The sequence below is a fragment of the Frigoribacterium sp. CFBP9030 genome (genome assembly GCF_034045195.1).
Taxonomy (GTDB): Bacteria; Actinomycetota; Actinomycetes; order Actinomycetales; family Microbacteriaceae; genus Frigoribacterium.
This window is the reverse complement of the sequence record NZ_JAXCWG010000006.1, coordinates 147990-162719: the sequence shown is the minus strand read 5'-3', so window position 1 is coordinate 162719 and position 14730 is coordinate 147990. Positions and strand designations below refer to the sequence as shown.

The following is a 14730-nucleotide window of genomic DNA, read 5'->3' as shown; positions in this document are numbered from 1 at the left end:
CATCGGGGGGATGCGCGTCGGAGTGGTGACGCGGATGCATCCGGGAGTCGACGGCTCAGCAGCGGGGTGGGGCTGCGAGCTCAGCGTGCTGCGGAGGCAGCGACGGCGACTCGGCGAGGTGTGGCCGGATCAGGCACACATTCGACACAGGACGGCGTGCATCGGCATCATCATGCCGGTGCTCCCGGGGGCCTCAACGGAGGTCGGGATGAACACGCTGTCAGTCATGGGTTGATTGTGTTACAGCGTGCGTCGCGCTGTCAAGCACCATGCGGCGGGCGGCCTGGCGGGCCCGGGGGCCGCAGTCGGCGCGACGACGACGAACCGCGCCTCCCGAGGTCGGAGACGCGGTTCGGAAGCCCGCAGGAGGCGCGGGTCGGGAGGTCGGTTCAGGCCAGGCCGTAGAGGCGGTCGCCCGCGTCGCCCAGCCCGGGCACGATGTAGCCCTGCTCGTTCAGCCGCTCGTCGACGGCGCCGAGCACGACGTGCACGTCGCGGCCGGCCATGGCCTTCTCGACGGCGGCGAGGCCCTCGGGTGCGGCGAGGATGCAGACGGCCGTGACGTCGACGGCGCCGCGATCGAGCAGGTAGTCGATCGCCGCGATCAGCGAGCCGCCCGTGGCGAGCATCGGGTCGAGCACGAAGCACTGGCGGTTCGAGAGATCGTCGGGCAGGCGCTCGGCGTACGTGGTCGGCTCGAGCGTCTCCTCGTCGCGCACCATGCCGAGGAACCCCACCTCGGCCGTCGGCACCAGCTTGGTCATGCCCTCGAGCATGCCGAGACCGGCGCGGAGGATCGGCACGACGAGCGGCCGGGGCTGGCTGATCTCGAGACCGGTCGTCGGGCCGACGGGGGTGACGATGTCGACGGGCGAGGTGCGCACGTCGCGCGTGGCCTCGTACGCCAGCAGGGTGACGAGCTCTTCGGTCAGGGCCCGGAAGGTCGGTGCCGGCGTGCGCTTGTCGCGGAGCACGGTCAGCTTGTGGGTGATCAGGGGATGGTCCGCTACGTGCACTCGCATAGGCTCAACGGTAGCGGAGTCGACCGGCCCGCACCCGCCCGCCGAGAGGTCGCCGCCGCGTGATCGCGCATCCCCCCGAGTTCGACGTCTGGATGGGCCTGGCGCTCGCCGAGGCCGACGCCTGCCGCGTGTCGGACGACGTGCCCGTCGGTGCGGTCGTCGTCGACGCGTCGGGGGCCGTGATCGGCACCGGTCGCAACGAGCGCGAACTGCGCCAGGACCCGACGGCCCACGCCGAGGTGCTCGCCCTCCGCGACGCCGCACGCGCCACCGGCGACTGGCAGCTGACCGGCGTCACCCTCGTGGTCACGCTCGAGCCGTGCCCGATGTGCGCGGGGGCGATCCTCGCGGCGCGGGTGCCGCGCGTCGTCTTCGGCGCCTGGGACGACAAGGCGGGCGCGACCGGCAGCGTCTACGACATCGCGCGCGATCGTCGGCTGCCGCACCGCTCGGAGGTCGTCGCGGGCGTGCGCGAACCCGAGTGCCGGGCCCGCCTCGACGACTTCTTCGCCGCGCGCCGCTGAGTCCGTCTCGCCGGGGGAGCCGAGGAGGCGCGGTGTCAGTCGGCCGCGCGGATCACGATCGCGTCGGTGGGCGGGTCGACCCGACCGGGGCGCACCCACACGTCGGGCTCGATGTAGATCACCCGGGCGATCGGCACCGCGGCGCGGATGCGGGTCTCGACGGCGTTGATGGCGCTCGAGACGTCGGCGAGCACGGTGCGACCGGGCATCGACACCTTGACGCCGACCAGCAGCTCGTCGGGGCCGAGGTAGAGCGTCTTCATGTGGATGATCGACTCGACGTCGGACCCGTCGGTGATCGCGGCGCGGATCTTCGCGACGTCGTCGGCCGAGGCCCCCTCGCCGACCAGCAGGCTCTTGGTCTCGATGCCGAGGATGACCGCGACCGCGACCAGCAGCACGCCGATCGCGAGCGTGCCGATGGCGTCGAAGACGCCGTCGCCGGTGATCCAGGTGAGCACGACGCCGATCATGGCGAACGAGAGACCGAGGAGCGCCGCGGCGTCCTCGAGCAGCACGACGGGCAGCTCGGGCGCCTTCGCGCGGCGGACGAACGACACCCAGCTCTGCTGGCCCTTGCTCGGGCGCGACTCGCGCACGGCGGTGCGGAGCGAGAAGCCCTCGAGGGCCAACGAGACGGCGAGCACGAGCACGGGCAGCCACGGCACCTCGAGCGGGTGCGGTTCGCGCAGCTTCTCCACGCCCTCGTAGAGCGAGAAGACCCCGCCGACGCTGAACAGGATGATGGAGACGACGAAGGCGTAGACGTAGCGCTCCCGCCCGTAGCCGAAGGGGTGCTCGGCGTCGGCGGCCTTCTTGGCCTTGCGCCCGCCGAGCAGCAGGAGCACCTGGTTGCCCGAGTCGGCGAGCGAGTGCACGCCCTCGGCGAGCATCGACGACGAGCCCGAGAAGGCCCAGGCGATGAACTTCGTGACCGCGATGCCCAAGTTGGCGCCGAGCGCCGCGATGATCGCCTTGTTGCCGCCGGATGTGCTCATGTCGTGATCCCCTCGAGTCGCCAGGGTCGATCTTAGGATGGCCTGATGGTCACCATGCTCCCCACCACAGCGATTCTCGGCGCCGGCTCGATGGGAGGCGCGATCCTCTCCGGTCTGCTGCGACCCGGTGTCGTCGTCGACGGCGGCATCCGGGTCACCAACCGGTCGGAGGCGAAGGCGGTCCCGCTGCGGCACGGCACCGTCACCTCGCTCGCCACCGAGAGCGATCCGCGCGCGAACGCGTCGGCGGTCGTCGGGGCGAAGCTCGTGCTCATCGGTGTCAAGCCGCACATGGTGGTCGACCTCCTGTCCGAGATCGGTTCGGCGCTCGACCCCGGGGCGGTCGTCGTCAGCCTGGCGGCCGGCGTCACGACCGAGACGATGGAGGCGGCCCTGCCGCCGACCGTCTCGGTGCTGCGCTCGATGCCGAACACCCCCTCCGTCGTCGGGCTCGGGGTCACCGGGCTGAGCGCCGGTTCGCGGTCCACCGACGACGACCTCGCGCTGGCCCGGACGCTCTTCGAGGTCGTGGGCGAGGTGGTGGTGGTCGACGAAGACCGCATCGACGCGCTCAGCACGATCTCCGGGTCGGGGCCGGCCTACGTCTTCCTCCTGATCGAGAAGCTCCAGCAGGCGGCGATCGGGCTCGGCTTCACTCCGGCCCAGGCGGCCACGATGGCCCAGGGCACGTTCCGCGGGGCGAGCGAGCTGCTCGCCGCGAGCGACGTCGGGCCGGCCCCCGACGCGCCGGCCGAGCTGCGCCGCCGGGTGACCAGCCCGGGCGGCACGACCGAGCGGGCCGTGGCCGTGCTCGACGCGGGCGGGCTCGCCGACCTGTTCGACCGGGCGACGGCGGCGGCGCTCGAACGCAACCGCGAGATCGCGGCCGGTCGCTGACCCGGCCGACCCGCGCCTCCTCGGCTGCGGTCTCCGCGAGGTCGCAGCGACCGCGGCATCCGGGCCCTGCCGGGGTCAGCCCTCGAGCGCCGCGAACCTCTCGATGGCGGTGCTGTCGCCCGACACGATGATCAGGTCGTGGTTGCTGATGACGGTCTCGGGGGTCGCCTCGCTGAAGGCGCCGCCGGGGCTCTTGACGCCGACGATGGTGACGCCGTACTTCTTGCGGATGTTCGAGGCCGCGAGGGTCGAGCCGCGCACCGGCTTGGGCGGGTACATCTTGACGATCGCGAAGGCGTCGTCGAACTCGATGTAGTCGAGCATGCGACCCGAGACGAGGTGCGCGACGCGCTCGCCGGCCTCGCGCTCGGGGTAGATCACGTGGTTGGCGCCGATCCGGGCGAGGATCTTGCCGTGCGACTGGCTGATCGCCTTCGCCCAGATCTGCGGCACCTTGAGGTCGACGAGGTTCGCGGTGATGAGCACGCTCGCCTCGATCGACGAGCCGACGGCGACGACGGCGATGCTGAAGTCCTGGGCGCCGATCTGCTTCAGCGCGTCGATGCTGCGCGCGTCGGCCTGGACGGCGTGCGTCACCCGGTCGGCCCACTTCTGCACGAGACCGGCGCTGGTGTCGACGGCGAGCACGTCGCGGTCCTGCCGTTCGAGCTGACCCGCGGTCGCTGCACCGAAACGGCCCAGGCCGATGACGAGGACGGGGGCGTCGTGCTTGATCTTGTCAACCAACGATCGGTCGCTCCTCGGGTCGGGTGAACAGCTGGCGCCGTTGGCTGGCGGCCAGGGCGACGGAGAGTGTCACTGTACCAACGCGGCCCATCCACATCGTGACCGCGAGGATGTACTTGCACGAGTCGGGCAGGTCGGCGGTCAGACCGGTCGACAGGCCCGACGTCGCGAAGGCGGAGATCACCTCGAACAGCACGTGCTCGAGCGGCTCCTTCGTGATGTGCATGATCAGGATGCTCGCGACCGCGACGATCGTGGCGCCCCAGAGCACGACGCTGACCGACAGTCGCAGCACGTCGCTCGGGATGCGCCGCCCGAAGGCCTCCATCGAGCGGTTGCCCCGCGCCTCGGCGAACGCCGCCAGGAAGAGCACGGCGAGGGTCGTGACCTTGATGCCGCCGGCCGTCGAGGCCGAGCCGCCGCCGATGAACATCAGCATGTCGGTCACCAGCAGCGACGAGCCGTTCAGATCCGAGATGTCGATGGTCGAGAAGCCGCCCGATCTCGTCATCTGACTCAGGAAGAGCGACTGGAAGATCGTCGGGAACGCCGCGATGCCGCCGAACGTGTCGGGGTTGTCGAACTCGAGCACGATGAACAGCAGGGCGCCGGCGAACAGCAGGATGAAGCTGGTGACGAGCGTCAGCTTCACGTGCACCGACCAGCGGCGGGGGTGCCAGGGGTTGCGGGCCAGGGCGTAGATGACGGGGAACCCGATGCTGCCGAGGAAGACGCCGATCATGATCAGGGTCAGGAACCAGTAGTCGTGGGCGAACGGCGCGAGCCCCTCGGCGTTCGGTGAGAACCCCGTGTTCGTGAAGGCCATCGCCGAGTAGTAGAAGCTGTCGAGCACCGCCTCGCCGATCGGGATGCCGTCGATCACGAGACGCGGCAGCAGCAGCACCGCGATCACCGCCTGGATGACGGCCGAGCTCAGGGCGACCGTGGCGAGCAGCCCGCCGACCTCGCCGAGGCGCACGGCCTGCCCCTCGGGCACCGGGCCGGCGTGCACGCGCAGCGGATTGCTGTCGGAGGCGGCCATCAGCCGGGCGCGCAGCCCCAGCTTCCGAGACACCACCAGGCCCATGATCGAGGCGAGCGTCAGCACGCCGATGGCGCCGATCTGCACGCCGACGAAGATCACCACGTGGCCGAAGACCGACCAGTGCGTCGCCATGTCGACCGTCGCGAGACCGGTCACGCAGATGACGGAGACCGCCGTGAACAGCGAGTCGACGAGGGGTGTGGACCGCCCGTCGGCCGCCGCGACGGGCAGCGAGAAGATCGCCGTGAACAGCAGGATCAGACCCGTGAAGATCATGATCGCGAAGCGCGCGGGTGAGTGGCGACCGATGTCGTCGACGTAGTCGGTGATGCGGCGGACCGGCCCGCGGGACGCGACCCGGAGGGGTCCCTGCCGGATGGTGCGCGGGATGCGCCGGGAGGCGGGGGAGGGGCGCGTCACCCGTGCATGGTACTCCGGGCCGGTCGTCGTTACTGTGGCTGCATGCCTGACCTCTTCACCGTGATCGCCGACGGGACCCGCCGAGACCTGCTGGCCGTGCTGCTCGAGGCCCGCGTCTCGGGCGAGTCGGCCACCGGCGACGTGTCGGTCGGCGAGCTCGTCTCGCGCCTCGGCATCAGCCAGCCGACCGTGTCGAAGCATCTGCGGGTGCTCCGCGACGCCGGGCTCGTGCATGTGCGCGAGGGCGGACAGCATCGCTTCTACGGCATCGACACCGCACCGCTCGAGACCGTCGAAGACTGGCTCATCCCGTTCCTCGGCGTGGAGGTGGAGATCGACACGGCCGCGGGCGGGGCGTTCGCGGCGTGGGCGGGGGCCAGCGTGCCGGCCCCGTTCCGTCGGGCGGCCGAGAGCATCCCCGACGCGGGCGACGTGGGCAGCTCGCTCGGCCGTGCGGTCGCCGATGCGCAGCACCGCGCCTCCTCGGCCCTGCACGACGCGTCGAGCGCGCTCGACGAGCGCGTGATCGAGCCCGTCCGCAAGCGACTGGGTCGCGGCGGCGTCTGAGCGTTGCACGAGGTCACGTGCGCCCCTAGAGTGACCATCAGGCACACGAGTCACATGCGTGCGCCTGCACCCACTCGGGGAGTCCGGGTCGGACACGAGGGGGAGACATGGCGGACGACCTGTCGGACGTGAGGTTTCTCACCGTCGCCGAAGTGGCGGACATGATGCGCGTGTCGCGGATGACCGTCTATCGCATGGTGCATTCGGGAGAGCTGCCGGCCATCCGGTTCGGGCGCTCGTTCCGTGTGCCCGAGTCGGCGGTGGCGGCCGTGCTGCGCACGGGCATCGCCGACGTCGGCTGACTCGACTTCGACTTTCGGCAGTCGCCCTAGTAGACTGCCCCGAGGTATTTTTCCGCGGTTCTGATTCGGACCCGGTCGGTCCAATCCAGAAATCAGTGAGGTCTCTATGGGTTCTGTCATCAAGAAGCGTCGTAAGCGCATGGCGAAGAAGAAGCACCGCAAGCTGCTTCGCAAGACTCGTCACCAGCGACGCAACAAGAAGTAGTCGCAACATCGTCGATGCCCCCGCAGGCCCTGTGCCGGCGGGGGCATCGTCGTACCCGCCGGCGGGTCGTCGACGGGTTCCCCGCTTGCTAACGTGGCAGACGTGAGCGCACCGACCATCACCCTCCTGACCAAGCCCGGCTGTCACCTCTGCGACGAGGCCCGTACGGCGCTCGACGGTGTCCTCACCGAGACCGAGTTCGCCGGTGCGGGCCTCGGCTACGACGAGAAGAGCATCCTCGACGACGTCGCGCTCGAGGCCGAGTACGCGGAAGAGATCCCCGTCGTGCTGATCGACGAGCGGGTCCACACCATCTGGCGCATCGAGCCCGAGCGACTCCGCGCGGCCCTGCGCCGGTCCACCGCCGGCTGAGTCGGCCCACCGACGAGAAAGGACGACCCTCCGCCGAACGTGGCGGAGGGTCGTCCCTTCGATGCTCTCGGGCGTCGTGCCCGGGGCCCGCGCCTACGGGGTCAGGCGGCTGGGGCCACGGAAGAGGTAGGTGACCTCGCGGAGGTTCGGCTGGCGCAGCATCAGCATCAGCACGCGGGCCAGGCCCATGCCGAATCCGCCGTGCGACGGGGCGCCGTAGCGGAAGAAGTCGAGGTAGCCGCCGAGCTCCTCCGGCTTCATGCCCTTCTCGCGGATCTGGGCCTCGAGCACGTCGACGCGGTGCTCGCGCTGGGCGCCGGTCGTTATCTCGGTGCCGTTGTAGATGAGGTCGTAGCTCTTCGTGAGCTGCGGGTCGTCGTCGTGACGCATGTGGTAGAACGGCCGGATCGACGCGTCGTAGTCCGTGAGGAACACGAAGTCGTGGTCGAACGTCTCCTTGACGTAGGCGGCGATCTGACGCTCGCCCTCGGGGTCCATGTCGGCGTCGGCACGGGGCACGACGTAGCCGCGGTCGGCGACGATGCGCTTGGCCTCGGCGAGGGGGATCCGCGGGAACGGCGTGGTCGGCACGGTCAGGTCGACGTCGAAGAGCTCCTTGATCTCAGAGCCGTGCTTGTCGACGACCGCGGTGAAGGCGGCGACGAGCAGCTCCTCCTGCATCGTCATGACGTCCTCGTGGCTGTCGACGTAGCTGATCTCGGCGTCGACGCTCGTGTACTCCGTCGCGTGACGCGAGGTGAACGACGGGTCGGCACGGAAGACGGGTGCGATCTCGAAGATCTTGCCGAAGCCGGCGCTCTGCGCCATCTGCTTGAAGAACTGGGGGCTCTGCGCCAGGAACGCGCTGCCCTCGAAGTACTCGACCTTGAACAGCTCGGCGTTCGACTCGCTCGCCGAGGCCATGATCTTCGGGGTGTGGATCTCGATGTAGCCGCGCTCGACCCAGTAGGTGCGCATGGCGTGCTCGAAGGTCGTCTGCACGCGGAAGATGAGGGCATTGCGGGGGACGCGGAGGTCGAGGAACCTCCAGTCCATGCGCTTGTCGATGCCGCTGTCGGGGGCGATCGGCGTCTCGGGGTCGGCGGCGCTGTCGACGACGAGGGTGGCGATCTTGACCTCGATGCCGCCGAGCTTGACGCGCTCGTCGTGCTTGAGCTCACCCGTCACCGTGACGAAGCTGCCCTGCGCCAGACCCGAGATGGCGTCGGCGATCTCATCGACCTCGCCGTTCGCGGCGAGCACGTCGGCGGCGGTGCGCGGGCGGACCAGCTGGACGGCGCCCGACTCGTCGCGGAGCACGACGAACTGCACCTTCTTCTGGTCGCGGACGGTATCGACCCAGCCCGCCACCGTCACGGTGCCGTCGGGGAGGGGCGAGAGGTCGCTGATGAGGGTGCGTTCGATCACGAGGCTCGACTTTACAGGGCGGTCGGATCTTTGCGGTTCCCGTGAGGGAGGTGTGCGCGGGGCCTCGACCTAGACTGGAGGGCATGCCCGCCCAGCACATCCACCTCGTCCGGCACGGTGAGGTGCACAACCCCGAGCACGTGCTCTACGGCCGTCTCGACGGCTTCGGCCTCAGTGATCTCGGGCACCGGATGGCCGCCTCCTCGGCCGACATGCTGCAGCAGCAGGGTGCGCCGGTCGTCGCCGTCACCGCGAGCCCCCTCCAGCGCACCCGCGAGTCGGCCGCGCCCTGGGCCGAGCGCTTCGGTCTCACGGTCGCCGTCGACGATCGCCTCGTCGAGCCGGCCAACAAGTACGAGGGTCGTCGCTCCGACTTCACGATCCGCAAGCAGCTCGCCGTCCCCGCCGAATGGCCGTGGATCGTCAACCCGCTGAAGCCGAGCTGGGGCGAGGCCTACGTCAGCATCGCGTCGCGCATGCTCGCGGCCGTCGAAGACGCCTGGGCCTCGGTCGACACCGGCGACGTCGTGCTCGTCAGCCACCAGCTACCGATCTGGATGGTGCACCGCAGCGTCACCGGCGCCCGTCTGTTCCACGACCCCCGGCGCCGTCGGTGCTCGTTGTCGAGCGTCACGACCCTCGAACGTCGCGGCGACGCCTTCGTCGAGGTGGGCTATCAGGATCCCGCGCGAGACTTGCTCGATTCCGCCGTCGATCTTGGAGCAGTGTGACCACCCGTAAGACCTCCACCACCCGTCGGGCGACCACGATCTCGCGGGTGCTCGCCGGCGCCGCCGTCGTGGCTCTCGCCCTGACGGGCTGCACCTCCCAGAACGACGACCTCGCGGCCGACTTCGGCGACGGCACCACCGAGAACTACATCTCGGGCAGCGGCACCGTGACCGAGATCGCCCCCGAAGACCGCGGCGACCCCGTCGAGTTCACCAGCGAGACCGACACGGGCGAGACGCTGTCCCGATCCGACTACGACGGCGACGTCGTCGTCCTCAACTTCTGGTACGCGGGCTGCCCGCCCTGCCGCGCCGAGGCCCCCGACCTCGAGCAGGTCAACGACGACTACGCCGACCAGGGCGTGCAGTTCATCGGCGTGAACGTCCGAGACCAGGCGGCGACCTCGCAGGCCTTCGCCCGCACCTTCGACGTGGGCTACCCGTCGGTCGTCGACACGAACGACGGGGCCGTGCAGCTGGCCCTCGCCGGCACGATCGCACCGAACTCCGTGCCGACCACGATCGTCCTCGACCAGCAGGGCCGGATCGCCGCGCGCATCCTCGGGGGTCTCGACGGTCCGAGCATCCTCGACACCCTGGTGTCCGACACCCTCGCCGAGCAGTCCTAGGTGTACCAGGGCAATCCCTTCTTCGAGGCGGTGGTGAGCGGGCAGCTCGCCGTCGCGCTCCCGGTCGCCCTCCTGGCCGGTCTCATCTCGTTCCTCTCGCCGTGCGTGCTGCCGCTCGTGCCGGGCTACCTCGGCTACGTCGGCGGGCTGACGGGTCGATCGGTCCCCGCGGCCCGTGGCGACGCGGCGCCGACGCCCGACGCCGTGACCGCAGCCGCCCGCCGCGATCGCCGTCGCGTCGTGCTCGGGGTGCTCCTGTTCGTCGCCGGCTTCACGGTCGTCTTCGTCGGGGCCAACCTCGCGTTCGCGGCCGCCGGCTTCTGGCTGATCCAGTGGCGCGACCTCATCGTGCGGCTGATGGGCCTGGTGGTGATCGTGCTGGGTCTCGTCTTCATCGGGCAGTTCGGCTTCTTCCAGCGCACGCTGAAGCTGCCGGTCACGCCCGCCACGGGTCTTGCCGGGGCCCCGCTGCTCGGCATCGTCTTCGGCATCGGCTGGACACCCTGCATCGGTCCGACCCTGGCCGCCATCACGGCCATGTCGCTCGACTCCGCGTCGCTCGGGCAGTCCGTGCTGCTCGGCCTCTTCTACTGCATCGGACTCGGCGTGCCGTTCCTGCTCGTCGCCCTCGGCTTCGGCTGGGCGTCGCGGTCGATCTCGTTCGTCAAGCGGCACATGCGCGCCGTCAACATCGTCGGAGGTTCCATCCTGATCGTCATCGGCCTGCTCATGGTGTCGGGCCTCTGGTCCGATCTGATGTCCCGTCTCGGGTCGGTGATCGCGAGCTATGGCACGATCGTCTGACCGCGAGCCGCTGACGCCGGCCGACGAGACCGACGCCTCCGCCGATCCGCTGCGGCCGAGCGACCACGTCGATTCGGTCCGGGCTCCGTCCGAGGGCAGGGGCGGCGACGGGGTGACGCAGCCGCGACTCGGCCCGATCGGCTACCTCCGCTTCTTCTGGCGGCAGCTGACCAGCATGAAGACGGCGCTGTTCCTCCTCATGCTGCTGGCGGTCGCCGCGATCCCCGGTTCGCTCGTGCCCCAGCGCACCTCCGACCCGAACGGGGTCGTCCAGTACCGCACCGACAACCCCGATCTGTTCCCGATCCTCGACAAGCTCGGCGTCTTCGACACCTACTCGTCGCCGTGGTTCTCGGCGGTCTACCTGCTGCTGTTCATCTCGCTGATCGGCTGCATCATCCCGCGGACGAAGCACCACTTCGAAGCCCTCCGCGCCCGTCCGCCCAAGACCCCGGCCCGGCTGTCGCGTCTCGCCGGCTACCGGACGGTCACGATCGATCAGAGCGGAGGAGGCGCGGGTCGGCCCTCCGTCACCCCCGCCGCCGCCGTCGAGGCGGCCCGTGCGCAGCTGAAGCGCGCCGGCTACCGCACCGAGGTCTTCGCCGACTCGGTCAGCGCCGAGCGCGGCTATCTGCGCGAGACCGGCAACCTGGTCTTCCACGCGGCGCTGGTCGGCGTGCTGCTGACCGTCGGCGTCGGGGGAGGATTCGGCTACGCCGGTCAGCGCGTCGTCGTCGAGGGTCAGACCTTCACGAACGTGCTCGGTTCGTACGACTCGTTCAATCCGGGTCGGTGGTTCGACGACTCGCAGCTCGACCCGTTCAGCATCACCCTCGACCGGTTCACGACCGACTACGAGGAGCAGAACCGCGACGCCCTCGGGCAGGCCCTCGACTACACCGCCGACGTCACGACCCGCACGCAAGACGGTGACGACGACGAGAAGCGTCAGATCAAGGTCAACAGCCCGCTCGCCATCGGCGGCTCGAACGTGTACCTGCTCGGAAACGGCTACGCGGTCGACGTGACGGTGCGCGACGGCGACGGCGACGTCGCCTTCCGCGACACCATCCCGTTCCTGCCGCAGAACACGAACCTCATGTCGCAGGGCGTCATCAAGGTGCCCGACTCGTCGCCTGAACAGCTCGGCATGATCGGCTTCTTCTACCCGTCGGCGGTCGACACCGAGTCGGGCATGCTGGCCTCGAACTACCCCGACACGCTCAACCCGGTGCTCAGCCTCAACGTGTACACGGGCGACCTCGGACTCGACGACGGCGTGCCGCGATCGGTCTACGCCCTCGATACCGTGGGGCTGACCGAGGTGGCGGGTGCCGACGCCGACACGAGCGCCATCCGCGTCACCCCCGGCGAGACCGCCGATCTGCCGAACGGTCTGGGCACCGTGACCTTCGACGGCGTCAAGCGCTTCGCGTCGTTCGACGTGCATCACGACCCGTCGCAGCTGTGGGTGCTGCTCTTCGCCGGCCTCAGCTTCGCGGGTCTGCTCACGGCGCTGTTCGTGCCCCGACGCCGGGTCTGGGTCAAGGCCCGAGACACCGGGTCCGGTCTCGTGCTCGAGTACGCCGGTCTCGCGCGCGGCGAGGATCCGACCCTCGAGAGGGCCGTGGGCGACATCACCCGAACGCATCTGACCGGGCTGGGCGTGCCCGCCGAGGCGGCGAAGGCGGTGGCCTCGGGCGAGACAACCGCTTCGACGTCGAGAGACGACGAGTCGTCGCCCGCACCCGACGGACGTAAGCTCTCCTCGTGACCGCCGACCTCGCCTACTACTCGCTCGTCGCCGTCTACTCGGCGATGGCCATCTACACGATCTCGTTCGTGGCCTACGCGCTCGACCTGGCGAAGCGCTCCGGCGACGCCCAGCTCGCGGCGAAAGAGGCGTCGAGTCTCGACGGCGGTCGCGCGCCGGTGGCCTCGGCCTCGACCGCACGCGGTTCGTCGACCGTGGTGCTCGACCGCCCGGCCACGACCATCGGCGGTGACACGACCGACTCGTCGGGTCGTCGCCGCCCGTCGCGCTTCGAACGCGTCGCCACGTCGCTGATGGTCCTCGGCCTCGTCGTCCACGTCGCCTCGGTGATCATGCGAGGCGTCGCCGCCGAGCGGGTGCCGTGGGCGAACATGTTCGAGTTCTCGCTGACCGGCACGGCGATCATCGTGGGCGTCTATCTGCTGGTCAAGCAGTTCGTCGACATCTCGTTCCTCGGCGCGTACGTGATGGGTCTGAACCTGATCCTGCTCGCCATCGGCACGGTCAACTACTACGTCGCCGTCGTGCCGCTGCAGCCCGCACTGCAGTCCGCCTGGCTCGTCATCCACGTGCTCGTCGCGATCCTCGGCACCGGGTTCTTCGCCATCGCGGCCGGCCTGTCGATCGCCCAGCTGATCCAGACGCGTCGCGAGCAGGCGAAGCTCGCCGGTCTCGGCTTCATGCAGACGCTGCCCGGCGCCGATCGTCTCGAAGACCTCGCGTACCGCGTGGCGCTCGTCGGCTTCGTCCTCTGGACCTTCACCCTCATCGCCGGCGCCGTCTGGGCCGAGCGCGCGTGGGGCCGGTACTGGGGCTGGGACACCAAAGAGGTCTGGACCTTCATCATCTGGGTGCTCTACGCCGGTTACATCCATGCGCGGGCGACGCGCGGCTGGCGCGGTTCGCGGTCGTCGTGGCTGTCGATCATCGGCTTCGCGGCCGTCATGTTCAACTTCTCCGTGGTCAACGTCTTCTTCAAGGGTCTGCACGCCTACTCCGGCCTCTGACCCGCGCCGCGTCTGATCCGCGCCGCCGCCGACCAGCGCTGCGTGCGTCGATCGGGGTCGGGCGGGTTCCCGTCATCCCTGGCGGGTCAGCGCTGACCCGCCCCAAGTGACGGGAACCCGCCGCAGTACGTTTCTGCCACTGCCACTGCCACTGCCACTGCCACTGCCACTGCCGCTGCCGCTGCCACTGCCACTGCCGCAGTGTGCCGCCGCCCTCAGCCGGCGAGCACGGCGTAGGAGGCGCGGAGCCGCTCCAGCCAGAACTCCCGTCGGTCGTCGCTCGCCGCGTGCCGCCGCAGCAGGTCGACGTCGACGTCGACGCGGCGCACCTCGATCGCTCCGTCCACCGGCAGCAGCGGCGCTCGCGTCACGTCGGCCGCCAGCAGTGCGGCCGTTCCCAGTCCGCAGTCGTGCCGCAGCTCGGGCATCGCGGCGGCGAGGTGGGCGCCCATGCTCAGCCCCACCGAGGTGTCCAGGGCGCTCGACACGACGACCGGCAGCCCGGCGGCGGCGACGATGTCGAGCGCGGCCGTGATCCCGCCGAGGGGCTGCGCCTTGATCACGAGCAGGTCGGCGGCCCCGGCCCGGGCGACGGCGAGCGGGTCGGCGGCCTTGCGCACGCTCTCGTCGGCGGCGACGGGCACGCCGAGCCCGGCGGTGCGACGCCGCAGCTCCGCGAGCTCGGGCACCGTGGCGCACGGCTGTTCGACGTACTCCAGGGCGTACGGGGCCAGGGCGACCAGCGCCTCCTCGGCCTGCGCGACCGTCCATGCTCCGTTCGCGTCGATGCGCACGCGACCGGTGTCGCCGATGTACTCGCGGGCGGCGGCGACGCGGGCGACGTCGTCGCGCAGCGTCTCGCCGGGGTCGGCGACCTTCACCTTGACGGTGCGGCAGCCGGGGTAGCGGTCGAGCACCGTCCGCACCTCGCCGGGAGCGACGGTCGGCAGCGTCGCGTTGACGGCCACCGAGGAGGCGCGGGTCGTGTGCTCGACGCCCCACCCGAAGTCGATGGTCGCCGCCAGCCAGGCGCTCGCCTCGGCGGGGCCGTATTCGACGAACGGGCTGAACTCGGTCCAGCCGTTCGGGCCCTCGACGACGAGGGCCTCGCGGGCGTCCAGGCCCCGGAACCTCGTGCGGAGCGGCAACCGAACGACGTGCGCGTCGTCGAGCAGATCGGCGAGCGGGGGGAGGCGCGGCGCGGCGCGCGGGGCGGGGCTGCTGTTCGACACGGGGCCAGTCTCGCACCGCGGGCTCG

Annotated in this window: 17 protein-coding genes; 11 read left to right on the top strand and 6 right to left on the bottom strand. The window is 70.3% G+C overall.

The annotated features are described in order from the left end of the window. Positions 1-389: 389 nt before the first annotated feature. On the bottom strand, positions 390-1022 hold the full coding sequence (gene upp / locus SOM13_RS09130) for a uracil phosphoribosyltransferase (RefSeq protein ID WP_192058846.1): 633 nt from the start codon (positions 1020-1022) through the stop codon (positions 390-392). Between the two features lie 92 nt (positions 1023-1114). Here upp and SOM13_RS09125 point away from each other — a divergent pair, with 92 nt between their 5' ends. Further along, positions 1115-1546 carry a nucleoside deaminase gene (locus tag SOM13_RS09125; protein ID WP_192059292.1) on the top strand — a complete coding sequence of 144 codons (432 nt, stop codon included), beginning with the start codon at positions 1115-1117 and terminating at the stop codon, positions 1544-1546. A 35-nt stretch (positions 1547-1581) separates the two neighbouring features. Here SOM13_RS09125 and SOM13_RS09120 read toward each other — a convergent pair whose 3' ends face one another. After that, positions 1582-2544, bottom strand: coding sequence for a cation diffusion facilitator family transporter (locus SOM13_RS09120; protein WP_192058844.1), 963 nt, complete (start codon positions 2542-2544; stop codon positions 1582-1584). A gap of 45 nt (positions 2545-2589) precedes the next feature. On the opposite strand from SOM13_RS09120, the gene proC reads away from it, so the two are divergent. Beyond that, on the top strand, positions 2590-3441 hold the full coding sequence (proC, locus tag SOM13_RS09115; RefSeq protein WP_320479497.1) for a pyrroline-5-carboxylate reductase: 852 nt from the start codon (positions 2590-2592) through the stop codon (positions 3439-3441). A gap of 75 nt (positions 3442-3516) precedes the next feature. On the opposite strand, the gene SOM13_RS09110 is transcribed toward proC, so the two are convergent. Both SOM13_RS09110 and SOM13_RS09105 read right to left on the bottom strand, forming a co-directional pair. Continuing rightward, positions 3517-4188 (bottom strand): potassium channel family protein, encoded by a 672-nt coding sequence (locus tag SOM13_RS09110; protein ID WP_192058839.1) that lies wholly within the window; start codon positions 4186-4188, stop codon positions 3517-3519. Further along, positions 4181-5623 carry a TrkH family potassium uptake protein gene (locus SOM13_RS09105; RefSeq protein ID WP_371740669.1) on the bottom strand — a complete coding sequence of 481 codons (1443 nt, stop codon included), beginning with the start codon at positions 5621-5623 and terminating at the stop codon, positions 4181-4183. Before SOM13_RS09105 ends, SOM13_RS09110 begins: the two co-directional genes overlap by 8 nt. A gap of 72 nt (positions 5624-5695) precedes the next feature. On the opposite strand from SOM13_RS09105, the gene SOM13_RS09100 reads away from it, so the two are divergent. From SOM13_RS09100 to SOM13_RS09085, 4 genes are all read left to right on the top strand, one after another. Continuing rightward, a complete protein-coding gene (locus SOM13_RS09100; RefSeq protein ID WP_320479496.1) occupies positions 5696-6220 on the top strand; it encodes a metalloregulator ArsR/SmtB family transcription factor in 525 nt (174 codons plus the stop codon). Between the two features lie 107 nt (positions 6221-6327). Beyond that, on the top strand, positions 6328-6522 hold the full coding sequence (locus tag SOM13_RS09095; RefSeq protein ID WP_243215820.1) for a helix-turn-helix domain-containing protein: 195 nt from the start codon (positions 6328-6330) through the stop codon (positions 6520-6522). Between the two features lie 106 nt (positions 6523-6628). Next, positions 6629-6727 (top strand): 30S ribosomal protein bS22, encoded by a 99-nt coding sequence (locus SOM13_RS09090; RefSeq protein ID WP_003792170.1) that lies wholly within the window; start codon positions 6629-6631, stop codon positions 6725-6727. A 102-nt stretch (positions 6728-6829) separates the two neighbouring features. After that, complete coding sequence (locus SOM13_RS09085) at positions 6830-7099, top strand: glutaredoxin family protein (protein WP_243215821.1); 270 nt, start codon at positions 6830-6832, stop codon at positions 7097-7099. Between the two features lie 93 nt (positions 7100-7192). Here the strand turns inward: SOM13_RS09085 and aspS are convergent, their stop codons facing one another. After that, entirely contained in the window at positions 7193-8527 is a 1335-nt protein-coding gene (gene aspS, locus SOM13_RS09080; protein WP_320479495.1) for an aspartate--tRNA(Asn) ligase, read from the bottom strand. Between the two features lie 83 nt (positions 8528-8610). On the opposite strand from aspS, the gene SOM13_RS09075 reads away from it, so the two are divergent. Genes SOM13_RS09075 through ccsB form a run of 5 tightly spaced genes read left to right on the top strand, consistent with a single transcriptional unit; the run spans position 8611 to position 13472 of the window. Next, positions 8611-9258 carry a histidine phosphatase family protein gene (locus tag SOM13_RS09075; protein WP_192058828.1) on the top strand — a complete coding sequence of 216 codons (648 nt, stop codon included), beginning with the start codon at positions 8611-8613 and terminating at the stop codon, positions 9256-9258. Next, positions 9255-9887: a TlpA family protein disulfide reductase gene (locus SOM13_RS09070; RefSeq protein WP_243215822.1), complete on the top strand. Its 633-nt coding sequence runs from the start codon at positions 9255-9257 to the stop codon at positions 9885-9887. Before SOM13_RS09075 ends, SOM13_RS09070 begins: the two co-directional genes overlap by 4 nt. After that, on the top strand, positions 9888-10691 hold the full coding sequence (locus SOM13_RS09065; RefSeq protein ID WP_320479494.1) for a cytochrome c biogenesis CcdA family protein: 804 nt from the start codon (positions 9888-9890) through the stop codon (positions 10689-10691). After that, positions 10675-12465, top strand: coding sequence for a cytochrome c biogenesis protein ResB (resB, locus tag SOM13_RS09060; protein WP_320479493.1), 1791 nt, complete (start codon positions 10675-10677; stop codon positions 12463-12465). Before SOM13_RS09065 ends, resB begins: the two co-directional genes overlap by 17 nt. Then, a complete protein-coding gene (gene ccsB / locus SOM13_RS09055; RefSeq protein WP_414655519.1) occupies positions 12462-13472 on the top strand; it encodes a c-type cytochrome biogenesis protein CcsB in 1011 nt (336 codons plus the stop codon). Before resB ends, ccsB begins: the two co-directional genes overlap by 4 nt. A 215-nt stretch (positions 13473-13687) precedes the next feature. Here ccsB and SOM13_RS09050 read toward each other — a convergent pair whose 3' ends face one another. After that, complete coding sequence (locus SOM13_RS09050) at positions 13688-14704, bottom strand: o-succinylbenzoate synthase (protein ID WP_320479492.1); 1017 nt, start codon at positions 14702-14704, stop codon at positions 13688-13690. Positions 14705-14730 lie beyond the last annotated feature (26 nt).